Below are 23,852 nucleotides of genomic sequence, written 5' to 3' on the forward strand. Positions count from 1 at the left end.
GTAAATCCAAAGATGATAAATTTATCTCAATAAAAAAACAAAAATTGTATTTTTTATAGATCGCGGATTTCCTCTATGGTCTGATACTTTTTTCTGAGCTCTATAAACTCTTTGGATGCCAGCTTCAAAGCAATGACATTATCTCTTGTCTGCCCGTTGTTCAACGTAAACTCGATGCAGCCAATGTTGTTATTAAGCCAAGGAAGCATATAATAGCAGAGCCCGTCTTTATATAATTTTTCTTGATGAAATTTTTTCCCCTGTGGTGTTAATGAGACTATATAAAGACTGAAAATATAAAATAAAGGAATCAGTAATGGAGTAAGCATTAGTCTTTTCAAAGCATATTTGGAACTAAGTTTCTTGATTCCTAAAGCAATAAATGCCGTAAAAATTATATAAAAAGGAATAAAAAAAACATAATTGTCAGAAACCGCGTAGAAAGTTGCAAAACCCAGTGTGAAAAGGCAGGCTGTAAAAAGAAAGAAAGATTCGGTTTTGAAGTTTTTATACAGATAAATAATTCCCGCAAAGCTGAACAAAATGAACACGTTAAAATTATAAATTAAAAAAGCAGAAGCTTTTGCAATGTCTTTTAACAGATCTTTAATACCTTGATTAAATGTATCTTCTACCCAAGGTCCTTTTTTGGAGAAGAAAGCATATTTTATGTCAATTCCCTGCAGATAGTTGACCCAAAACATAAAGAAAAGAGGAACAAGAAAAACAATGAAAGAGATTATTACTTTTTTGCGATCAGACTTTAACAAATAAAGCAAAACCATGTAGGCAGGGATCAACATAATATTCTGAATATGAACCCAAAGACTTAAGCCCAATACAAAGCCGGCTATAATAAGATAGTTTTTAGATCGGTTCTTCAATGACTTGACAGAATATATTAAAAAAAGAATGATCCAAAAGGCATTAAACGTATAAACTTCTATAGTTTCCGCACTTCGCCAAAAAGTAAAACAAAACCCAAAAACGGATGTTGACATCAGGGCTATCCAGTTTTCTTCAACAAATTCCTTAATCAAAACAAAAACCAGGCTTACGGTTATTGCAGCGGGAACAACAGACATCAAACGCATTACCAGCACACTGTCCATTGCCAGGTATTTTGAAAAAAAGATTGCCGTGTTCATATAAAGAAAATGAGTAAGCGGCATAAAATCAAGCAAAAATTCCCTTTTTTCTACATCCAGAACAAAACCGATGCAATCCCCAAAAGAAATTTTGGAAAAACTACCGGCATAATAGATAACTAAAAAGACAAGAAAAATGAGAAAGGTTATCGTTTTTTTATTCATTCAGGATTAGTTTTTAAAAATCGGAACATTGCTGCACGCTTCCCCAAACATCAGTGACTTTACAAGCGGCTTGAGCTGTTCCACCAATTCCACATAAGCGTTGTTGGGGATCAACTCATCACTACAGCCTTTCACCAGGACACGCTTGTCTTTCAGTTCAGAAAAATCATAGGTCTGGATGGCGTTGTGCATCAGCAAAACTTCCAAATCTTCCCGGTTTCCGAAAACAATTTTCTTCGCAGCATCCGTAATTTTTGAAGTAATGAGAAAATATGCCCAAAGTGGAATGATCACATCCTCAGAACAATAGATGTAAACATAAGCGTCTCTATAGATTTCTTCATCAATGTTTTTGATTTTTTCACGGAAATCTTTTTCTCTCAAAATCTGTCCTTCCCAAAGAAAATCCTTGATGTCAATTCCCAAACGTTTCCCTTTCGGAACCAGGTCGGAAATATCAAAATTCACCAATCCGCTTCCTGCAACTTTATTTACGATTTCTTCCATTTTGTAATTTTATATTCTTTAGGAGCTTAATCCCGCTATCCGCTATATCTTTTTCTTTTTTATTAAAAAAGATTAGTGAAAAGCAAAAGTAAGCAAAACGATTAAAACCTTTGCTATACAACGCTTTATAAAACAGTAGTCTTGATTTGGGACTCAGTGTCAGACTAGTTTTGGGCTTAAAATGATAAGGTTAGGTTACTAATTCGTTACCGACTAACAAAAGTTTTAAAACGTATTAAGTGGCTATATTTCAGTATTTTGCACCTATTTTTACATTTCCTTGTAACTCAATGTAATTTAATTTTAAACATTAAACATTTGAGTTATGGAACAGACAAAAAAGTCCACGTTCAAACTGCTTTTCTACTTGAAAAAGAACGAACTGAAAAAGAATGGTAACGCCCCGATTATGGCACGTATTACAATTGATGGAACAGCTAAAACTTTGGGTACAAAGTTAGAAATTAACCCCAATAATTGGGAGTTAAAATACGGCCGTGTTGAGGGCAAGAGTGCCATAGCAGCTAGTATTAACCAAAAGCTGGATAACATACGAGGGCGTATCGACAAAATTTATGAGGATATGCTGAAGCATGAAGGCTTTGCTACTGCCCAAAAAGTAAAGCTCTCGTTTTTAGGTGTAGGTGTAATGGATGATGCTATACTGAAAGTCTTCAACGATCAAAATGAGAATTTTAAAAAATTGGTTGAAAAAGAAGAACGCTCACAAAGTACCTATAATAAGTATATAACGGTTTTCAATCATCTTACCACGTTTATAAAAGAACGCTATCACCGTGATGATATCGCTTTCCGTGAATTAACGGGCGATTTTATCCGTGAATTTGACTTCTATCTTCGTTACGACATAAAGTCTTCACATAATACAGTATGGGTTTATACAATGCCTGTATTAAGTTTAGTAGAACTGGCTATTAAGAAAGGCTTAATACGTGATAATCCGTTTCAGGATTATGAAATCAGTATGGAAGAAACAAACAGAGGTTATATTTTAAAGGAAAATGTAGAAACATTAATGAGATGCATACCACCGCATCCGAGATACGAGCTTGTAAAAGACCTTTTTATTTTTAGTTGTTTTACCGGACTTGCTTATGCAGATATTAAAAAATTGACTAAAAACAATATTCAATCTTTTTTCGATGGACATCAGTGGATAATCAGCCGAAGAAAGAAATCTGATATCGCATCCAATGTTCGATTAATGGAAATCCCTAAACGCATTATTGATAAATATCAGGGTACTACAAGGAATGAATTTATTTTTCCAGTTCCGACAAATGTAACCTGCAATAACCACGTTACTAGACTGATTGAAACAGCAGAGATTATCACTGAACAAAAAGTAACTTTTCATACGGCAAGGCACACTTTCGGAACAATGTTTTTAACTGAAGGTGTACCGCTTGAAAGCCTTAGTAAAATGATGGGACATAAAAACATCTCCACAACCCAGATTTACGCTAAGATTACAAGTCAGAAAATCAGTAAGGATATGGATTTAGTTGCACCAAAGTTTCAGGCAATGGAAGAAGCATTTCTTATCCAAATGAAAAGTGAAGAAATAGAATTATTAAATGATTAAAAAATTGAATTTTACGATATCGAATAAATTATGCCATAAAAATTATTGTAATTTTTTACTTCTTAGATCGAAGCAGAACTTAACGGTTCTGCTTTTAATTATATTTAATTATTACTGACTGTGCTTTGAGCCAGCTTCTAATGAACTTTTCAAAGCCTCAACAGCCTGTATCAATTCCACTTCGTTTATTGAAGCGAAGCCAAACCGAAATGCGTTTTGTTCCAAATCCCAACGGATAATTTTAAACTGCGTATTGGCAACAAGTCGGGCAATAGAAAATTTAGGGTTTAGTTTTACCCAGATAGCCATTCCGCCTGTTGGCAACGTATAGGAAACGTATTTGCCCAATTTTTCTTTCAGCAACGCATCCAATAAATCTCTGCGTTCGTGGTAGCATTTTTTTGACTTTTTCAGATGTCTTTTAAGTTCGTCCTCTTTTATCAATGTAGCCAAAGCACTCTGCATATAACCATCACCGCCCACATCTATTATTTTTCTGAAAGCCGTACACTGTTCGATAAAATTTTTAGGAGCCACCATAAAACCAATACGCAAAGCAGGGTCTAATATCTTGGAAAAAGAACCGATATAAATCACGTTTCCGTTATGGTTGCCACTTGCCAAAGGAAGGTAAGGCGACGATGTATAATGATAATCATAGTCGTAATCATCTTCGATAATAGCAAACGAAAACTGTTTGGAAAGTTCCAACAATTTTATCCGTCTTTCCACGCTTAACGTTACGGTTGTAGGATAATGATGATGCGGAATTACATACACGGCATCAATTTTTTTCCGTTTGCATATCCTTTCAATGGCATCTGTATCAATCCCCTTTTCATCTACATTTACCTCGATGATTTTCGCTTCGGTTTCTTCAAAGGTTTTATTAGCAACAGGATAATTAGGCTTGCCCACGATGATATTAGACGAATGTCCTAAAAGAAGTTGTGCAGACAAATAAATGCTCATTTGTGCCCCGTGAGTAATCAGAATATTATCAACCGAAATATTTAGCCCCCTTGTTACCGACAGATAATTGACCAGCTCTTCCCGAAGTTTTAAAGTGCCCTGAGTTGTTCCAATGTTTGCGTTTTTAATGGCATATTTTTTTGAAGTAAGCGAGCGGTATGTTTTCAATAAATCATCTATGGGAGAAAGTCTTACGTCAGGGTGTCCGTCATCAATAATAATATCGGGATAAGAAACCGCATTTTTGCCAATGCTATTTTCTTCTATAATTCTAAAAGGTATATCCAAATCATTTTCGTATGGTGTCAGTATTTTAGGCTCACTCCACTTTTGAGGTTTCAGCAAAGGTATATGCTCCGAAACGGCAACGTGCTTTCTTGGAACAATCATAATCCAATCCTGTGCGTCCAATTCCTCATAACCTGCAACTACTGTCTTGCGGTGTACACCCAACTTTTTAGCCAATTCACGGCTACTTGGCAGGTGCGTTCCAGCTTTCAAAGTACCGCTTCTAATGGCATTGATGATTGAAATAGCAATCTGCCTGTAAACAGGGATTTTACTTTCTTTATCTATAATAATGATGTGTTCGTATGGAAACATTGTGGACTACCTTTTATATATGAATTGGACTACAAAGATAGTCCTATTGGAAATTAACTTTGCTATCTCGATTAAAATAAATTAAGGCAATGGAATTCAACATCAAAAAAGTAGGTCTAAGCGATTTAGACACAACAGCAGAATTATTTAACCTTTATCGGGTTTTTTATCGTCAGGCAGACGATTACGAAAAATGCAAACATTTCATTAAGGAACGATTGGACAACGACCAATCAAACATTTTTGTCGTGTACGCAGACGGTAAAGCAGTCGGGTTTGTGCAGTTGTACAAGCTGTATCATTACATCAAATTGGCAAAGCAATGGTTATTGAGTGACTTGTTTGTTCATCCCGATTACAGAGGTAATGGACTTTCGGTAGCATTGATAGACCGAGCAAAGCAATGGTGCGATGAAACAGGAGCTTGCGGACTGATGCTTGAAACCGAAAAAACAAACGATATAGGAAACAAATTATATCCACGTTGCGGATTTGAGTATGACGGAAAGCACAATTATTACTACTGGTGGAAGTAACGAACAAGGCGGGCTAAATCGGTTCGCCTTTTTGCGGAAAAATGGTCGTGTGGTCGAGTGGTCGAGTGGTTAGACAAGGGTATGCAATACCTTTCACGATGGTTCAAATCCATCCCCGACCTCAACTAATCATATAATTTTGATGAATGTATTCGACCTTATCATAAACGACAAAGAACAGGTAGCATTAAACGATATATTCCTTGATGAAGCTAACAGACAGCAATTTGAACAGCTTATTAAGGAACATAAATATATTGAAGAATTGAGCCAATACGGATTGCCTGTAAACAACAAAATATTACTTCAAGGCAGTTCGGGTTGTGGTAAAACAATGACTGCCAAAGCCATTGCAAAAGCATTGAGTAAAAGCATTCTTATACTCAATTTGAGTAATGTAGTTTGTTCACGTATTGGCGAAACATCGCAGAACATCAAACAGGTATTTGACAAAGCAGGTAGGGAAAAAGCCGTTTTGTTTTTAGACGAATTTGACCAAATTGGAAAAGCAAGGGGAAACGATGATAAAGACGTAGGCGAAATGCGGAGATTGGTAAACACCTTAATACAGCTCATAGATTACTATCCTGAAAAAGCATTGTTGCTATGTGCTACCAACCACCCCGAAATTATTGATACAGCTTTATTAAGACGGTTTCAGTTGCGGATAAATTTTGAAATGCCTACTCAACAAGTTTTAGACGAGTATTACCACAAACTATTATCCCGATTTCCAACGGAATTGCAGAGCATAGAACGTAAATACAGTATCTCATTTGCCGAAGCCAAAGACCATACGTTTACATTAGTGAAATCCTTGCTGATTAAGGAGTTGGAAGAAAAACAAAAAATAGTGGAAGAATGAACGAAGAAATTTTAAAAAATATAGCCGATATAAAAGAGCGGATAAACAACGCCTGTAAGGAAAGCAACCGAAATTCCGATGAGGTAAAATTACTGTTAGCTACAAAGACCGTACCTGCGGAGCGTATCAAAATTGCATTACAGGCAGGACATACATTGATGGCCGAAAACAAAGTGCAGGAACTAAAAGAAAAATACGAAGCCTTGACAGAAATTCCGCACACTAACCATTTTATAGGGCATTTGCAGACCAACAAAATCAAAGACCTGTTGAAATACAATGTATCCTGTATTCAGTCACTTGACCGTTTGGATTTGGCAGAAAAATTACACCAACGCTTACAGTTTGAAAACAAAACCATAGAAGTATTGATACAGGTAAATACTTCGTTTGAAGAAAGCAAATTTGGCGTAAACCCCGATAATGCCATTGAATTGGTAAAACAAGTTGCAAAGTTGGAAACCCTGAAAATAAAAGGTTTGATGACCATTGGACTGTTCAGTGCCGAAACCGAAAAAGTCCGTAAATGTTTCCGATTGCTCAAAGATATTCAACAGCAAATCATTGCTTTAAACATTCCTAATGTAGAAATGTACGAATTGTCAATGGGAATGAGTGGCGATATGGAAACAGCCATTGCAGAGGGTGCAACCATTTTACGAGTAGGTACGGCTATTTTCGGACAAAGGATTTACCCGGATAGTTATTATTGGAATGAAAACTTAGGCTAAAGTATTATTGTTTGTAAACAAAAAAATGAGCAGGATTTAAAGATCCTGCTTTTTTTATGCCCTTATTTTTTCTGTAGCCTAAGCACATTTACGCCTTTCATATCCCCTCGCTGTAAAAGAGCTTATGACTACTTCTTTAAATAGAAAATTGAAAAATACAGCCTGCTATTTCCTCCCTTCATATTTTTCAAATCTCTATCACAGGCTTTCAACGCCTGGTCAATTATTCTATAAAAATTAGAACAGAATATTTCCATAATCAACCGGTAAAAAGGCAGCCAAAGTACGGCGGTCACCCACGCTCAATCCCAGCCAAAAGACTACGGCATAAACGGTTTCCTCCCTAAAGGTACCCTCCAATTATTCCGTTTCCTTTTGGCTTTTCCTCTTGACCGCCTTGATAGTCTGCTTTCTTTTTTCCGGTTTTTCTTTTGGAAAAAATTATGCGAAGCGAAGCGGAGCAAACCACAAGACGAAGCAGGAAACGAGAAAAGCGAACGTAACAAAATGTAAAACTTTTAAAACAGGAACGATTATGAACATCATCGGAAGACTGACAAGAGATGCGGAAGTACGCACAACGTCACAGGACAAACAAGTAGTAAACTTTTCAGTAGCTACAAACGACAGCTACAAAAACAAGCAGGGCGAACGCATAGAGCAAACCACCTATTTCGACTGCTCTTATTGGATTTCTGCAAAGGTAGCCACCCTACTCACAAAAGGCACTTTAGTAGAACTCACAGGACGAGTAAGCACAAGAGCGTGGACAGGCAATGACGGAGAACCGAGAGCAGGACTGAATTTTCACACTTCAAACATCAAATTGTATGGAGGTGGCAAGAGAACCGAAACCGTACAGGCTACTGCACAAACAGGAAGCAACAGTACGGCAGGGAAAGGCACAGAAGACGACCTACCATTCTAACAACAATCATTTAATCATTTTTCAAACTTCAAAATTTTATCAAAATGGCACATAACATTCATTTCAACGAGAGAACAGGAAAGCATAGTTTCTTTTCAGTACAGCAAAAAGCGTGGCACGGTTTGGGTCAAATTGTCGAACAATATCCAACGAGCGAAGAAGCTATAAAACACGCAGGGTTAGATTATGAGGTTGCAAAATCCCCACTGTTTACCAAAGGTTCGGGTATAATTGAAACCGCTAACGGTATCGAGATAGGCAGTACCGAATTGGAAGTACCTAACTATTTCGCCAACATACGTACCGATAACAATGCAGTTTTGGGCGTGGTTGGTAAGGACTACCACATTGTACAGAACCATGAAGCCTTTAATTTCTTTGATGCCATTGTAGGCGGTGGCGAGGGTATTCTGTACGAAACCGCAGGAGCATTAGGCAACGGAGAACGAATATTCATTACAGCCAAACTGCCCGACTATATCAGAGTAGGCAATGGCGATGATGTAACGGAAAAGTACATTTTTCTTACCACTTCGCACGATGGTTCGGGCAGTATCACAGCCGCTTTTACTCCCATTAGGATTGTATGCCAAAATACGCTGAATGCCTCATTACGCAGTATGACCAATGTAGTCCGTATCAAACACACTTCGGGAGCAAAACAACGTATCGAGAGCGCCCACAAGATTATGGGACTTGCCAATACATTGAGCATACAATTAGAGGGCATATTCAATGAGTGGACAAAGGTTAAGGTTACAGACCGAGAAGTTAGAAAGCTAATCCAATTGGCACTTTGCCCCAACAAGGAAACGCTTGACCTACTCAAAAAAGGTGCGGAAGATGAAGTTTCCACCGTGTTCAAAAATGTGGTTGATGATGCTTTCAGCTATGCGATGATGAGCGATACCCAACAAATGGACACTACAAAAGGTACATTGTTCGGAGCGTATAATGCCGTGACAGGCTACTATCAGAACGTAAGAAATTACAAGAATGACGAAGCCAAGTTACAGAGTATTGTTCTCGGTGGTACTGCCCAACTCAAATCGCAGAAAGCATTTGACCTATGTACCTCATTTGCTTTAGACGGTGCGGAAATTTTCAAACTTAATTAAATAACCACAGGCTACCGCCTTAATCGGTGGTAGCCTACTATAAACTACAATTATGACAATAGAGATATATGAAGCAACGCTGAAGCACGACACAGGTACGACAATGCTAAGAGTATTTTCATTAAGTGGAAAGCAGGGAGCTATACAGCAGATAACAACCACAGAGGGTTGTCCCGAATGTGCCATTGTGGATATAGTGAAGATTGATGACGATACAAAACAGCAGGATATGAAAGCAAAAACCATTGAGGAAGCAGAAGAATTGGCTAAAGACAAGAGCCTTGAAAAGAAGCACAGGGACGAAACAGTACATATTATCTACTGCAATCGTACGGAGTATTTCTTTATAGACACGGGCGGTTTAATACGCCTTTGGGAGCAATCATTCGGCTACTATGTAAATGGCGTTTACACCGCTGAAAAATCACATTCATAACCCTTAAACAATATACGATTATGGCTAATTGGTGCAGTAATACGGTTGTTTTCGAGGGAGAACCCGAAGCAATCGAACAGATACAACAGCTATTCAAATCAATGGCTGAAAAACAACAGGAAGAAAATTGCGGACAACTTCCCGACTTCGTAGAGGACAGTAAGGGTGGCTATTTCTTCGACATCTACCAAGACGATGATGTTACAGGCATTTTTCAGTATGAAACAAAATGGTCGCCCAATATTGAGGTAGTACAAGCGATAGCAGAACACTATAACGTGAATTTCACACAGGACTATGAGGAATTGAGCAACTGTGTATGTGGCAGGGCAATTTTCTCTGACAAGCTACTCACAGATATTTTTTTGGACGATGAAGAATTTGAGCAATACGAGTTCGATGAAGAAACAGATACCTATCATTTTGAGGGCGAAGAATACGAAAGTGATTACGAGATTTTAGAAACCCTATTGGAGCGAAAAATCGCCATTCATCAACCTTAAATGCAGATACAATGGAAACAAAAATAATAGCCACAAAGTTTGTTCGCCACGATGTACCCGAACTGAAAACCCTGCAAAATGCAAAGGTCTATCTGTTAAGGGAAAAACTCAACAAGGGCGAAAAGATGAACCGAGCCGAAAAGAACTGGCTAGCAGAAGCCGTAAACCGAAATGCTTTTTTCAAAAGAGCCGTTCCCTTGCAGGGTTATCGGTTTGGGTTTGAAGATGTATTAAAAACCTATGTGGTAAAGCAGTACGGCAATTGGGCAGAATACAACGCACCCGACAAAACAAGCCTTAAAACCATTGTTTACGGCAGGATTGACCAGATAGCGGAAATCACTAAATAAGAATTAGAGCAGTAATGAAAATAACAGATTTACACGGTTGCGAAATTGAAGTAACCGACCTAAGGGAAGCTATCAAAGTAGCCAAACGCAATACAGGATATAGTCACGATGACAAAAGTTTTTCCGACTTCGATAAAAGACAAAAAAACTATTGGACGGACATACACGAGAAACTGATAGCAATCAAAAAACGAATAGATAACAATTAAAATTTCAGAACGATGAATACCAATTTTTTCAATCAGATACAACAGTTAGACTTTACAGGAGTATTGCAACTGAACATTTCAAAAGGAGCAGAAACCAACCTTATCGTATCAGTACTGCTCAATAACGAACAATGCGGAGATAATGCCAAAAACCTTATTCCCCCATTAACTTTTAACGCCACTCCCCAAGAGTTTGACGAGGGATTTTTTGAGCAGATAAAAGCACCTATCAAAACCGTTTCGGGTGTAATGGTGGATATGGAGAAATTTCTAAAACAAATGGAAATTGTCAAACAGCAATCGGCAATGGAGAAAGAAAAGACGGAGAAAGCTAAAAAAGAAAAAGAAGCTAAAGACAAGAAGTTTAAAGACGGGATGGCAAAGGCTGACCAACTTGAAAAAGAGGGTAAATTTCGTGAAGCGTGGATGAAAGTTCCCGACATAACCGAGTTTCCCGAAAAAGCAGACGAGATACGCAAACGCAAAACGGCATTGTCTGCAAAATTCGCTACACCAAGCCTTTTCGGAGAAGCGGAAGAACCGCAACCCGAACCGAGCCAAGAGGAAGAAACTACACCCGAACCGCCAAAAACGGACGAAGTTACAGCCGATTATCCCATAGATGAAACGGACGAAGAAGAAACAGAGTATCAATGATTTAAAACGAACATTATTATGTTATTAGCAACGCAATTAGAACGAGTGTTTATACTTAAAGATAAAGGACAGGACATCAGACTGACCGACCCCGAACCACGTTGGAGCGTGGAAGCCGTAATGAATTTTTACGCCAATATGTACCCGATACTTACAACGGCAAAAGCATCTGCACCACAGATAAAAGATGATGGCGTAGAGTACAAATTTGAGAGCGTAATGGGAACGAAAGGTTAAATCAAATATTTAAAACGATGAACTATGCACAAACATATCATATCGGGAACTATCACAATACCCGAACAGCAACGACAACGGCAATTGCACCGCCAATTGAACGAGTTCGCCAATTGGATGCAAAATCCAAAGGATGCAAACGAAGTGAGGAAAGACAAACGCAAGTCTGTACCGACAACAATGTTGCCGATGGTTTTCTAAAGTGTACGTTTCTGCCTAAACTGAAAGAAATCAAAACCGTACAGGCTTGCAGGAAATCGGATAAAACGGAAAGAGATTTTTTTCAGTCCCTTTCCAAATTGGCAGAGCATTACCAAATTGAGCCTATGCAGACCCGACAATTTCCATACCCCTACAATATGGCATTGACAATGTCGGATATAGAAGAAAAATTGAAACAAAAGGTTTTGGATTGGGAAGAAATACGTTTGGTACAGGATAGCAAGAAAATCTATTTTGTAAGTGAAGAACGCTATAACACAGGCTCAACGCTTTTTTACATTCCCGTTGCTTCGCTATACCGAATGTTGCACAACCGCAAACGGAAAAGAAACGCCCATTTGTTGTTGTCCGTTTGTGCCTATCTGTACCACGTAGCCGACATTCCCTATTACAGGCAAGAAGCAAGCTATTTGTATTGGATGTACGACATGATGAACGATTGGGTTGAGCAGGACGATTATACGGATGAAACGGGGGATTATCTTGCCGAGATAAAACAAGCCGAATATATCGGGGATTATATGGAACAGCGGATTTTTAACCGTATCAATCTGACCGTATTTGAACAGCGTATCAACAGTTTTAAAGGGAAAGACGATTTTGACATTGAGTGTTTGGACGTAGCAAAAGAAGCTTTTGCTCTTTATCAGACCTATCCGAATGCAAATGTTTTCCGCAATGCCAAACCCAACGGAGAAGCATCGGATGAAGATATGGAGAACATCATCGGAATGGAAAAGTACATTTCCTTTTACGCAGACCACAAAGGTTGGCTAAATGAAACCCTTATAGAATCAGTCAACACCGAAATGCAGGAATACGGACAAATGGAAGAACCGATTATCCAAAAACAGTTTGACGGCAGGGATATAACCGCTAACAACCTTTGTTTTGAAAACCGACTGTTTACATTACTGCACAGCCTAAGCGACATTTTACACACCTTTTAAAATTGGAAATTATGGAAACGATTAACGACATAACACAGGACTTCGGCACATTGTACCACCCAAAATCCGCTTTGGTATTCTATGAAACCAAAGGAAGCAATACCGATGTTTATGTAGAGCATTTTGATATGGACAAAAACGGCAATCCTATCAACGCCCACCCTTTGACAGTAAAGGAAGCGAATGTTTTGGCAAAGGCATTGAACACCGAACAGGAGAAAAACAAAGCCTTTCTGAAATCAAACGGAATTTTGCCGACCAACATTTTACACATCAACCTCAATGCGGATAAAGGTGCGGTAATTTGGTACACCAAAGCACAGCAAAGGCAAATGTATTTTGTGGATAGTCTGCAAATACCCAACGGAATAGCACAAGTACCGCCAATGCTATGGTTTGCCAATAAAAGCAGTCTTACGGTATTTGCTTTGGCAAACGACAGAAGACCCACCGAGAAAACGCCATTGCATTATGCCCCTTTCTTCAATATCTACGAAAAGGGCAATGTATGTATGGGTACTGTGAGTATTGACATTAAAAATTCGGCTTCGGTTGAGGAATTTATACAGGCGTGGGAACATTATTTTTTCAATTCTTATTTCAGTCATTCATTATGCGAAAACTTAACGAAAAAAAATATTGTAACCCTTTGGAAAGAGCTTATCAATACGGATAAACCCTTTCCTAAAGAGGTATTGAAAAAGAATAATAAAACCCTTAAAAATCTATTGTGATGAATACGACAAAAACAGCAGTTCATTTTACGGACAACTATTTACTCAATCCTACCAATCCGATTTCGGTAAACCTTATCGGAGCAGGTGGTACAGGCTCAAAAGTATTGACCGCCTTAATGGAAATAAACGAAAGTTTGATAGCATTAGGACACGCAGGGTTGCAAGTCCGCCTTTGGGATGATGATGTTATCACGAGTGCCAATTTGGGCAGACAGCGTTTTGCAGAAAGTGAAACAGGATTATACAAATCCGTTGCTTTAATCAATCGTTGCAACCGTTGGGCAGGTACAAATTGGAAAGCCAAAACAGTAAAATTTGAAAAGGATAAGTTGGGCAGATTGCCCGAAGAAGCAAGGGCAATCATTACTATTACGTGCGTGGATAACGTACAGGCGAGGTTTGGCGTTGCTGAAATTCTTAAAGAAATAAGCTACCGCAGACACTATCAAGATGTGCCAAAATATTGGTTGGATTTTGGCAATAGCCAAGATACAGGACAAGTAATACTATCTACTATCGGAGAGATAAAGCAACCCAATTCTGAAAAGTATGAAACGGTGACAAGCCTGCCATTTGTTACCGATGAATTTGGCGAATTACTGAAGCAATCAGAACAAGAGGACAACACGCCAAGTTGCTCACTTGCAGAAGCATTGGAACACCAAGATTTGTTTATCAATTCATCATTAACCCAAATGGGTTGTTCTTTGCTATGGAACTTGTTTCGCAGAGGAATGACCGAATACAAGGGATTTTTTCATAATCTAAAAGATTTCCGCACCCACCCGATAAAAGTTGCCTAAAAGCCGAAATCGGCGGGCAAAAATGCAATTCCTCGCTCCGGTCGGAAACGCATTTTTGCATTTAAAATTGGTGCAACCACTTTGTCAAAATGCACCGTCACACAATCCCCCTTCCCTTACATTTTACCAAACAGGTTGCGACATTCTTCATGGGATATTCATTATCCCAATGATTGGTTTTGATAATGACTTCTTTTCTTTCCATACTGTGACCAAAGAAAAGCAAAAGAACGTCGCTTGATTAAGATAGTCTGTTATGGAAAATTTTAATTTGTTAAATTTGCTTAGAGTTTAAAGTGAATATAAATTCATTATAAGCAATCAAAAAAAATAACCATAACTATTTCTTGAATGTACATATCAAAAATACAGATCAATAATTTCAGAAATTTCAAAGAAAAAGAAATTGAATTTAATGATGGAGTAAATGTCATAATTGGTCATAATAATGCAGGGAAAACAAACCTTATTAAAGCATTATCTTTAGTTATTGACACTCAAAACCATAAAAGATTGGATGTAGACGATTTCAATAAAAATTTGACTTTAGCCGAATTAAAAACAAATCCACCAAAAATAACCATTGCAATTACTATTGAAAAAGGAAAAGAACAAGAGCCTGATGATTTGGTTACAATATCTAATTGGCTCACTAGACTAGATAATTCCTATGAAGCACTCCTTACTTATGAGTTTTTTCTACCTGAAAAAAAACACGAAGATTATATAACTGAATTGTCGGCAGTTTCCGACGATGATGAAAAAGCGATTGATAAAGTATGGAAAATTATTAAGCATGATTTCATCCGGTTTTATACATACAAAATTTGGGGAGGAGATCCAACAAATCAATCTACAGCAGATAATGAATCGTTGTCTAAATTTGATTTTCAATTTCTGAACGCTATTAGAGATGTCGAAAGAGATATGTTCACAGGTCGAAATACTCTTTTGAGAGAAGTTTTTGATTTTTTTATGGATTACGAGATAAAAAAGGACTCTATTAAAACAAATGAAGAGAAGCATTTAGAAATAAAGAGTAGAAAAATTCTTTTTTCTGAAAAAGCAGATGTACTTATTCAAGAGTTGGGTGATAGAATTGATGCCGGTAAAAAAGAAATCCTTTCTTATGCTAAAAATACAGGAGCATCATTCAATAAAGCAACACCTAATTTCGAAGGAAGTGTTTCTGAAAATGAAATGTATTCAGTTCTAAAACTTATTGTTGAATATGAGACTGGTATAAAAATTCCTGCAACACACAATGGACTTGGTTATAACAACTTAATTTTTATGTCATTGTTATTAGCGAAAATGCAGGTCAATGCTGATGTAGAATATTTGGATGCAAATGCAAAAGTGTTTAATACATTAGCAATAGAAGAACCTGAAGCTCATCTTCATCCAGCAATGCAGTATAAGTTTTTGAAGTTTCTCAATGAGAATATGAAAGAAAAAAAAGTCAGACAAATTTTTGTAACAACTCATTCAACTCATATTACATCAGCGGTTTCATTGGATGAAATAATATGCTTGCACAATGAAGAAGGAAATACCACTATTGGATATCCAAAGAAAGTTTTCATAGAACCTGATGGATCTGAAAACGTTAAAAGTAAGAAGTATGTTCAACGATTTTTAGATGCAACAAAGTCTGACATGTTATTTGCTCAGAAAATAATTTTGGTAGAAGGAATAGCGGAACAACTTTTGATTTCAATTTTCGCTAACTACTTGGAAAAATCATTAGAAGATCATCATGTTGCTATAATTAATGTTGGTGGTCGTTATTTTAATCATTTTTTATACCTTTTTGACAGTTTGAAAGACTCTACCCTTCCTAAGAGAGTAATTTGTCTTACTGACAGAGACCCTGAAAGAAAAGAAAAGCCCGATGGTAAATTTAAAAAATGTTATCCATTTGAGTTTAATCATGATACTGCTAACTATGAATACCAAACTAATCCTACTGCCGATTTATTCGAAATAGGAACTCATCCAAACATTACATTTTACAGTCAGCCAATTGGTACAGGAAAAACTTTTGAATATGAGATTTTATTAAGTAATCCCAGCCTTGATATTCTAATTACTGAATCTATAAGTAATGCAAAGGAAATTACTGAACTAATGACACTATATTCTGCTGACGGAAAGACCGTACAAGATTTACTTGATAAACTATCTGATAGTACAGAAAATCAAAGAATCAAGAATGGAATATTAGATAATACAAGTATGTCAGATGAAGAAAAAAGGAAATCCGTCATAGCTTCAAGATATCTTAATTCAGTTGGAAAAGGGGAAAATGCACTGGAATTATGTTATGCTCTTCAAGAAAACCTTTCAAAAAAAGGAACCCCGGATTTTAAGGATTTCAATGTTCCACCTTATATTAAATCTGCAATAGAAGAATTATGTCAATAACGATTATCAACTCAGATAGCATTATCGCAGATATTGAAAGTCATTTTAAAGTATCTGCCGGACCTGGTGCCGGTAAAACCCATTGGCTTATAAATCACATAAAGAACGTTTTACATAACTCAAGTAATCTGTTCAGGACAAGAAAAATTGCATGCATCACATATACAAATATAGCTGTTGAAACAATTCAAAAGAGGTTAGGTACATCTGCAAATCAAGTTGAAGTATCAACAATTCACAGCTTTTTGTACAAAAATATTGTGAAACCGTATGCATCATTTGTTGCGGCCGAATTTGGTCTTAATATTGCTGAAATGGATGGTCATGATGATATTGTATTATCAAATTATAGCTTTTTAAGTGATTGGAAAAATCGTACAGGACAACAAAGAATAAATGATGATAAGACTGTTGTTAAAGCATTTAGTAATTTAAAATGGAAATTTGAAAATGGTGAGTTGAAAGTAAAAACAGATTATCCTTTTAAAATTGGAAAATATCCCATTAAAAATGATTCCTACATGGAATACAAAAAGATGATGTGGGAAAAAGGCTTGCTTCATCATGATGATGTCCTTTTCTTTAGTTTTCAGATAATAAATAAATTTCCGTTTGTGGTAAACGTATTGAATGCTAAATTTCCTTATGTCTATATAGACGAATTTCAGGATAGCAATCCTATACAAGTCGAAATATTTAAGAAAATCGGATTAGGAGAAACTAAAATCGGAATTATTGGAGATACGGCACAATCAATATATAAATTCCAAGGAGCTGATCATACGCAATTTCAAACTTTTTCTTTGCCTAACATAAAAGAGTTCGTTTTAAATGAGAACAGAAGAAGTAGTAATGAAATCATTGACTCTTTGAATGATCTTCGAAAAGACATAAATCAAAGTAAAATTCGGAATGTATCAATTGCAAAACCAATGATTTTTATTGGTGACATGATATTAGCATTGCGTGCTGCAAAAACCAAATGCAGTAATGAAACCATTTATACGCTTTCAAGGGACAACATAACCTCAAATGCGATGAAAGCAGAAATCAATGGGGCAGGATTAGATAGCAAATTGTTAGAAAAACAGAAAGAAGTAGATACCAATCCTAAGCGTTCTAACATGATTTATTACTGTGTAAGAGCAATTGCTTATGGGAAACAAAACAAGTTTAAAGATGCGATTAAAGTCTTAGAGAAACAGTTTAATTATAAATTCGATAAAGCCAAGGGCAGGAAAAAAGCTCTGAAATACCTTACCATTTTGCTTGAAAAGCACTCCGAATTAGAAGGAGAATCTTTGTTGCAATTTGCAGCTTTCATAAGAGAAAATTTAGTATCTGATTTAGCTAATTTTAGAAGCGGAGATATTAAGACATTTTATGAAACTCATACACTGAACCAATTACTTTTATGTGTTTCTATACCTGAAGACATAAGCCTGCACAAGACTATTCATAAGTCTAAAGGTGATGAATTTGACAATGTACTATTAGTTCTAAATGAAGAAAAAGACATCAATTTTTTAGCTGAATGTGATTTGGTAGCTAACGAAGAGCATAGAATAAATTATGTGGCACTAAGCAGAGCAAAGAATAGGCTGTTTATTTCTGTTCCATCTATAGCGTCTAATATCCAGAGTTCTTTAAGTGGTTTTTATGACTTGGAGTTTTTATAGAATGCCACTATAAAACATAAGAACCTATTGGCAAATTCTGACTACACCCTAATAGTTAATATTAAAACTCGATGATAGAAACAGATATATCAATAACAATAAATCGCAAATCAGATATCAATAAAATTGAGGAAAAAATTATCGAAAATAAAATTCGGTTCCCAGTTTATATTAGAGAATATGAATTTAGTTATCAAATTAATTTCACCAGTGACTATGAGGAATGGGAGTTAGACACAGCAATACTTGATTGCTTCCCTGAATATGAATACACTGCCGATCTGGAAAAAGGAAGAAAAGAAATTAGAATTCAGATATCCCGATATCAATCGGAATTTTCGACAGATGGTTGGGGAAGACGAATTGAGAATCCTTTAGATGAAACTAAATATCTTGTAAAAAAGTCAGCCAAAAAAGTTGAAAAATTTAATCCTGTAATAAAAGTCTTATTCGATGACCATGAGCAATATTATTATGTAAATATTGTCACCGGTATTAATAAAGCAACTGAAGAACAAGGCTTTTTGCTGTTAGATGATTTCAAAACAAAAAATGAAGATGATAGTGCTTATATTTTAAAGGATAAACTTTATAAATCCCCTTTAGAAGCTTTCCATTCAGGATACTACAAAATTCATGATTTGGTAGATGCGGACTTTTCAGTATTTCAGGAAGATAAAAAGAAAGCAATTCGAGAAGTACAGAAGTTACCACGGAAAATTATAAGAGATTTTATAAATGCTTGTAATAATTCTGTAATAGACGATATTTTGAAAAACCTTGATGAAAACATAAGTTTTGAGAAACGAACAAATTATGTAACAGATAATAGAGTTCAGGGTATTATTGAATTTAAAAAATATCTTGAAACTTCTGAACAGCAATTATGTGGTAAGAATTTTAAAATAAGATCTGCCTGGAGCTTTAAACTGCCATTTGTGGATGTTGGGGTAAAGTATTATCCTATTTCAATCGGCCAAGGGAAAACGAGTATTTCAAAATATGAACAAATAAAGTTTGAATTATCAGGTAATAAAATTGTAAATATTGTATACGAGAGCTAAAACACTTTTTAAGTGTTCTCTTAAATAGCTTTCAATTAGTTTTTATAAATTTACAAACGGCAATCGTTTTTTGTTATATGTTTGGTTAACTCTTTAAGTTTGGTGTAGCCTCTCAGACTGTACAGATAGCAAGCGTATTGCAAATACTAAGTAAACTGACAGTCAAGAATGAGTAGAATAAACATACAAGGAACCATTGATAACATACGTAGTAAATCAAACATTTACACTCCGATTATCGAAGCGATTGTTAATTCAATCCAATCAATTGTTTTAAAACAAATTGATAATGGTAAAATTGAAATAGTTCTACATCGAGAAAAGATTTTAGATATAGAGAATGCGATACCAAGCGTGAAAAGCATTGAAATTAGAGATAATGGCATAGGATTTACACAAGAAAACAGGGATAGTTTCGACACTTTTTACAGTGAATACAAAAGGTCTATCGGAGGAAAGGGTTTTGGTAGATTTATGTATGTTAAATACTTCAATAATGTCTTTGTAAATAGTGTTTTTAGAGATAATGACCAATCTTTGAAATCTCGTTACTTCCGTTTTGGAAGAGAATACGAAATCATTGTTGACGAAAGGATTGAGCCGAGTACTGCTGTTGAAACATATAGCGTTGTTACTTTGGAAAATATTAAATCCGGTCAGAATTTTGAAAAGCAAATAGAAACGATAGCGAGACGGATTCTTGATAAGATATTGATTTACTTTATCAATGATACTTTCACTCCTCCAACCATAATCTTGAAAGAAGCAGAAGGAAATCATTCAATCGTCTTAAACGATTTTTTGACCGAAATAAATGAAATAAAACTTTGGAAAAGTAAGGATTTTACACTTGAAGACGATAAACTTCAGAAATATGAATTTGTGGCAAAAGTCTTCAAAATCTATTATCCAGGTAACCAAAAAAGTAGAGTTAGTTTAACCGGACATAACAGGGAGGTCACTGATACTCCACTCTACAAATACATACCAGAATTCGAGGATGAATTTTTTGAAGAAGATGATAAAACAAAGAGAAACTATATAATAAAAACATATATCCTTGGTGAATATTTAGACAGGAATGTATCTCTTGAGCGTGAAACTTTTGATTTCCCTAAAGAATCAAAAGATATGTATTTCCCTTTCGGACAGGCAGATATTGAAAGAAAAGCAAGCGAAATTTCAAAAGAAGCATTCGGAGAAGATGTTCAAGTTCGTGTCCAGAAAAAAAGTGACCAAATACGAAATTATGTAAATGAATCAGCTCCTTGGCATAAAGCATATCTAAATGAGTTAGATATATCTACGATTCCATACAACTTAAAAGACGAAAACATTGAACTTGCTTTACAGGAAGTGAAATTCAGAAAAGAGCAAAAAACCAGAGCGGAACTTAAAACTCTTTTGGAGAATCCTGAAGTTTCTCATAATGGACAAATGGCGGAAGCTATTTCTAAGATTTCAGAAATTGGGAAAAGCGATTTGGCACATTATGTATTCAACAGAAAAATTGTTTTAGAAGCATTTCGTCAATTACTTAAGAGAAAAGAAGACGGCAAAGGAGAATTAGAAAAAGACATTCATAACCTGATTTTTCCTATGGGCAAGACTTCTGAAAACTGTGATTATCAAGAACATAATTTATGGTTGTTGGATGAACGTTTAATATTCTCTGAGTTTGTTGCTTCGGATAAGAAAATATCAACAAAAAAAGATGCTTTGGGTGAGCCTGATTTAGTAGTATTTGATAAAAAGCAGTCCTTTAGAAGCGGAGATAATAACTATAGTAATCCTCTTACTATTTTTGAATTTAAACGTCCTAAAAGAGAAGCATATAAAACGGATGATGATCCGATAATGCAAATTGGAAAATACGTAAAAGATATTCGAGCTGGAAAATACGAAATGCCTGAAGGTTTAGAGAAGATTAAAGTTAATGACTCAACACCAGTTTATGCTTATGTAGTTTGCGATTTGACTCCTAAAATAAGAGAGTTTGCTGATGAATTACATTCTTTGACAAAAAGTCCGGATGATGAAGGTTATTTCGGGTTTTTAAGAGGATACAATATGTATGTTGAAGTAATCAGTTTTAAAAAGATGATGGATGATGCAACTCTCAGAAATAAAATATTCTTTAAAAAGTTGCATCTTGAATGATAATTAGTTAGCCTTTGTTTGTTTGAATTTCAATAACTCTTCTAAAATCATCGGCGTTGCTACCAACCAGTAAATAACTCGAAAAACCTATATCCAAAAGATTTTTTCCTACTTCCTCATTGTCAATATCGCTATGAGCAATCAGCTTTATAGACGGGTATAGCGTTTTCAATTCCCGTAGCTGTGCCAGCACGTTCTTGTCATAAAAATCGAGGTCGATTATACAAACATTGGGAAGTACTGTTAAAACAGATAATTGAGATGATCCGCTTTCTATATTTTCCGAACGGAATAATATCTCAACACCGGAATTATCAAGCTCATTGCAGATGACATCTAAAATCGGGCTTTTATCATTGATAAAGGCAAGGGGTGTTTTTTGTTGTGCTGTACCGGTTTCCATATCATCATATTATTTATGTTATTAAGGGAGGGCTGCACAAAAAAGAAGGTGCAGGCCACTACAACTTACCGATACTGAGGCACTGGTATACCCGACAACGAATAAGCGAGCGCCCACACCTATAGCGTGAGCGTTCCTACTTATTGTCTTGTTGTCTTAAAAATTACCAGTTTTCAGTACCAAGACTTAAAGCAAAAACACTTTAAGAATTTTATATTTTACTAAACAAAGATACTAAAGTATCTCCTGATACGCAATCAACATATAGATTGTCTAAGAAACAGGTTTTAACACTCGGCCAATGATGTTCTCCATTAATTAAATTTCTAACTTTGTGAAATGGAAGATTTGGGACAAATAACAGAATTTCAATCCTCTCCGGAATTGGTGGAGAAACTATATAAATATAGCATACAGAAAAACTACCAAGCGGGAAGTATTATTCTGAATGAAAATTCCCATATCCGCTCCATCCCGATTGTAACAAAGGGAATGATGAGGGTAATCCGGACAGAAGAAGACGGAAGGGAAATTTTGTTGTATTACATCAAAGCAGGCGAAAGCTGTATTATGTCTTTTTTGGGAGGACTGCATAATGAAACCAGTAAGGTAAAAGCTGAAGTTGAGGAGGATGCGGAGATTTTGTTTTTACCGATGGATAAAGTTTCACTGTTCATCAAGGAATATCCTCAATGGCTGGATTATATTTTCCGTTTATATCACAAGCGTTTTGAAGAGCTTTTAGAAATTGTCAATGCCATCGCCTTTAAAAAAGTAGATGAACGTTTATTGAATTTATTGAAAAAGAAATCTGAACTGACGCAATCTAAAACCATCCAGATAACCCACGAACAATTAGCCAACGAACTCGGAACCGCCCGTGTAGTGGTTTCACGCCTATTAAAACAATTGGAAGAAAACGGAGTTCTACAACTTGGCAGGAACAAAATATCCCTTATGTAACCAAAGTAGCTGTATAGGTTTTTGAGTTGATGCACTTTTGCGGTATCAATCTTAAAAACGAATGGATATAGCAGGTTATTTAGCATCAATTTTTATCGGTATAGCTTTAGGGCTGATCGGTGGCGGCGGTAGTATTCTTACCGTTCCCGTTTTGGTGTATTTATTCAGTATAGATGCGGTTCTGGCAACCGCTTATTCCCTTTTCATAGTCGGTACCACAAGTGTAGCTGGTTCTTTTTCCTACTTCAAAAAAGGATTGGTAAACATTAAAACAGCGGTCGTTTTCGGCATACCGTCTATCATTTCCGTTTTTTTAACAAGGTCATACATAGTCCCTGCCATTCCACAGGAGATTTTCAGTATTGGAAATTTCACTGTTACCAAAAGCATTCTACTGATGTTGCTTTTTGCTGTGCTGATGATTTTCGCATCCTACAGCATGATAAAAAAAGACAAAACATCGACCCATAAAACACCTGAAAAACAGCAATTCAATTATCCCCTGATTCTTGTTGAAGGAACGGTTGTAGGCATCCTTACAGGACTTGTGGGGGCAGGTGGTGGATTTTTGATAATTCCTGCGTTGGTGCTGCTAAGCAAACTACCCATGAAAGAAGCCGTTGGTACTTCACTTGTCATTATTGCCGCAAAGTCACTGATCGGCTTTTTTGGAGAAAGTGGCGAAACAGCTATTGATTGGATCTTTCTCCTAAAAATAACCGGATTCGCTTTGGTTGGAATTTTTATAGGGATGGTACTTTCCAAAAGAATTAATGGTGAAAAACTGAAGCCCGCTTTCGGTTGGTTTGTGCTGGTCATGGGTATTTATATCATTATCAAAGAGACAATAATTCAATAATCTAAAATCAAATA

Annotated in this window: 25 protein-coding genes and 1 tRNA gene; 22 read left to right on the forward strand and 4 right to left on the reverse strand. The window is 36.2% G+C overall.

Features of this window, described 5'->3' with window-relative positions; all coding sequences use genetic code 11:
* Window positions 1–53 precede the first annotated feature (53 nt).
* Both QOL71_RS06120 and QOL71_RS06125 read right to left on the reverse strand, forming a co-directional pair.
* Entirely contained in the window at window positions 54–1,313 is a 1,260-nt protein-coding gene (locus QOL71_RS06120; RefSeq protein ID WP_283416086.1) for a protein O-mannosyl-transferase family, read from the reverse strand.
* A 6-nt stretch (window positions 1,314–1,319) separates the two neighbouring features.
* Window positions 1,320–1,820, reverse strand: a complete 501-nt coding sequence (locus QOL71_RS06125) for a DUF2480 family protein (protein WP_283416087.1) — start codon at window positions 1,818–1,820, stop codon at window positions 1,320–1,322.
* Between the two features lie 325 nt (window positions 1,821–2,145).
* On the opposite strand from QOL71_RS06125, the gene QOL71_RS06130 reads away from it, so the two are divergent.
* Window positions 2,146–3,426 carry a site-specific integrase gene (locus QOL71_RS06130; RefSeq protein ID WP_283416088.1) on the forward strand — a complete coding sequence of 427 codons (1,281 nt, stop codon included), beginning with the start codon at window positions 2,146–2,148 and terminating at the stop codon, window positions 3,424–3,426.
* A gap of 111 nt (window positions 3,427–3,537) precedes the next feature.
* Here the strand turns inward: QOL71_RS06130 and pdxR are convergent, their stop codons facing one another.
* A complete protein-coding gene (gene pdxR, locus QOL71_RS06135) occupies window positions 3,538–5,001 on the reverse strand; it encodes a MocR-like pyridoxine biosynthesis transcription factor PdxR (RefSeq protein ID WP_283416089.1) in 1,464 nt (487 codons plus the stop codon).
* Between the two features lie 89 nt (window positions 5,002–5,090).
* Between pdxR and QOL71_RS06140 the strand changes: the two genes are divergently transcribed.
* From QOL71_RS06140 to QOL71_RS06230, 19 genes are all read left to right on the forward strand, one after another.
* Window positions 5,091–5,537, forward strand: a complete 447-nt coding sequence (locus QOL71_RS06140) for a GNAT family N-acetyltransferase (RefSeq protein ID WP_283416090.1) — start codon at window positions 5,091–5,093, stop codon at window positions 5,535–5,537.
* A gap of 51 nt (window positions 5,538–5,588) precedes the next feature.
* Window positions 5,589–5,659, forward strand: a tRNA-Cys gene (locus QOL71_RS06145).
* Between the two features lie 20 nt (window positions 5,660–5,679).
* Complete coding sequence (locus QOL71_RS06150) at window positions 5,680–6,402, forward strand: AAA family ATPase (RefSeq protein WP_283416091.1); 723 nt, start codon at window positions 5,680–5,682, stop codon at window positions 6,400–6,402.
* Window positions 6,399–7,133 carry a YggS family pyridoxal phosphate-dependent enzyme gene (locus tag QOL71_RS06155; protein ID WP_283416092.1) on the forward strand — a complete coding sequence of 245 codons (735 nt, stop codon included), beginning with the start codon at window positions 6,399–6,401 and terminating at the stop codon, window positions 7,131–7,133. The genes QOL71_RS06150 and QOL71_RS06155 overlap by 4 nt, the downstream gene beginning before the upstream one ends.
* A gap of 535 nt (window positions 7,134–7,668) precedes the next feature.
* Window positions 7,669–8,061, forward strand: coding sequence for a single-stranded DNA-binding protein (locus tag QOL71_RS06160; RefSeq protein ID WP_283416093.1), 393 nt, complete (start codon window positions 7,669–7,671; stop codon window positions 8,059–8,061).
* A 44-nt stretch (window positions 8,062–8,105) separates the two neighbouring features.
* The gene (locus QOL71_RS06165; RefSeq protein WP_283416094.1) at window positions 8,106–9,179 is read left to right on the forward strand and encodes a DUF932 domain-containing protein; all 1,074 of its coding nucleotides are present in this window, start codon (window positions 8,106–8,108) and stop codon (window positions 9,177–9,179) included.
* Between the two features lie 52 nt (window positions 9,180–9,231).
* A complete protein-coding gene (locus tag QOL71_RS06170; protein ID WP_283416095.1) occupies window positions 9,232–9,615 on the forward strand; it encodes a hypothetical protein in 384 nt (127 codons plus the stop codon).
* Window positions 9,616–9,635: 20 nt separating this feature from the next.
* On the forward strand, window positions 9,636–10,118 hold the full coding sequence (locus QOL71_RS06175; protein WP_283416096.1) for a DUF1281 family ferredoxin-like fold protein: 483 nt from the start codon (window positions 9,636–9,638) through the stop codon (window positions 10,116–10,118).
* An 11-nt stretch (window positions 10,119–10,129) separates the two neighbouring features.
* On the forward strand, window positions 10,130–10,468 hold the full coding sequence (locus QOL71_RS06180) for a molybdenum ABC transporter ATP-binding protein (RefSeq protein WP_130143392.1): 339 nt from the start codon (window positions 10,130–10,132) through the stop codon (window positions 10,466–10,468).
* A 14-nt stretch (window positions 10,469–10,482) separates the two neighbouring features.
* A complete protein-coding gene (locus QOL71_RS06185) occupies window positions 10,483–10,677 on the forward strand; it encodes a hypothetical protein (RefSeq protein WP_130143393.1) in 195 nt (64 codons plus the stop codon).
* A gap of 12 nt (window positions 10,678–10,689) precedes the next feature.
* Window positions 10,690–11,334, forward strand: a complete 645-nt coding sequence (locus tag QOL71_RS06190) for a PRTRC system protein E (protein ID WP_283416097.1) — start codon at window positions 10,690–10,692, stop codon at window positions 11,332–11,334.
* 18 nt (window positions 11,335–11,352) lie between these two features.
* Window positions 11,353–11,571 (forward strand): PRTRC system protein C, encoded by a 219-nt coding sequence (locus QOL71_RS06195; protein ID WP_283416098.1) that lies wholly within the window; start codon window positions 11,353–11,355, stop codon window positions 11,569–11,571.
* A 17-nt stretch (window positions 11,572–11,588) separates the two neighbouring features.
* Entirely contained in the window at window positions 11,589–12,743 is a 1,155-nt protein-coding gene (locus tag QOL71_RS06200; RefSeq protein ID WP_283416099.1) for a hypothetical protein, read from the forward strand.
* An 11-nt stretch (window positions 12,744–12,754) separates the two neighbouring features.
* Window positions 12,755–13,477 (forward strand): PRTRC system protein B, encoded by a 723-nt coding sequence (locus QOL71_RS06205; protein ID WP_283416100.1) that lies wholly within the window; start codon window positions 12,755–12,757, stop codon window positions 13,475–13,477.
* Window positions 13,477–14,283, forward strand: coding sequence for a PRTRC system ThiF family protein (locus tag QOL71_RS06210; protein ID WP_283416101.1), 807 nt, complete (start codon window positions 13,477–13,479; stop codon window positions 14,281–14,283). Before QOL71_RS06205 ends, QOL71_RS06210 begins: the two co-directional genes overlap by 1 nt.
* Before the next feature lie 351 nt (window positions 14,284–14,634).
* Window positions 14,635–16,710: an ATP-dependent nuclease gene (locus QOL71_RS06215; protein WP_283416102.1), complete on the forward strand. Its 2,076-nt coding sequence runs from the start codon at window positions 14,635–14,637 to the stop codon at window positions 16,708–16,710.
* The gene (locus QOL71_RS06220; RefSeq protein ID WP_283416103.1) at window positions 16,701–18,389 is read left to right on the forward strand and encodes a UvrD-helicase domain-containing protein; all 1,689 of its coding nucleotides are present in this window, start codon (window positions 16,701–16,703) and stop codon (window positions 18,387–18,389) included. The genes QOL71_RS06215 and QOL71_RS06220 overlap by 10 nt, the downstream gene beginning before the upstream one ends.
* 71 nt (window positions 18,390–18,460) lie before the next feature.
* Window positions 18,461–19,453, forward strand: a complete 993-nt coding sequence (locus QOL71_RS06225) for a hypothetical protein (protein WP_283416104.1) — start codon at window positions 18,461–18,463, stop codon at window positions 19,451–19,453.
* A gap of 168 nt (window positions 19,454–19,621) precedes the next feature.
* On the forward strand, window positions 19,622–21,613 hold the full coding sequence (locus QOL71_RS06230; RefSeq protein WP_283416105.1) for an ATP-binding protein: 1,992 nt from the start codon (window positions 19,622–19,624) through the stop codon (window positions 21,611–21,613).
* A gap of 7 nt (window positions 21,614–21,620) precedes the next feature.
* On the opposite strand, the gene QOL71_RS06235 is transcribed toward QOL71_RS06230, so the two are convergent.
* Window positions 21,621–22,016: an ANTAR domain-containing protein gene (locus QOL71_RS06235; RefSeq protein ID WP_283416106.1), complete on the reverse strand. Its 396-nt coding sequence runs from the start codon at window positions 22,014–22,016 to the stop codon at window positions 21,621–21,623.
* A 339-nt stretch (window positions 22,017–22,355) separates the two neighbouring features.
* Here QOL71_RS06235 and QOL71_RS06240 point away from each other — a divergent pair, with 339 nt between their 5' ends.
* Window positions 22,356–22,979 (forward strand): Crp/Fnr family transcriptional regulator, encoded by a 624-nt coding sequence (locus QOL71_RS06240; protein ID WP_283416107.1) that lies wholly within the window; start codon window positions 22,356–22,358, stop codon window positions 22,977–22,979.
* Window positions 22,980–23,040: 61 nt separating this feature from the next.
* Window positions 23,041–23,838, forward strand: a complete 798-nt coding sequence (locus QOL71_RS06245; protein WP_130143401.1) for a sulfite exporter TauE/SafE family protein — start codon at window positions 23,041–23,043, stop codon at window positions 23,836–23,838.
* The last annotated feature ends 14 nt before the right edge of the window (window positions 23,839–23,852 follow it).

It is taken from the genome of Epilithonimonas pallida (assembly GCF_900182975.1).
Classification (GTDB): domain Bacteria; phylum Bacteroidota; class Bacteroidia; order Flavobacteriales; family Weeksellaceae; genus Epilithonimonas; species Epilithonimonas pallida.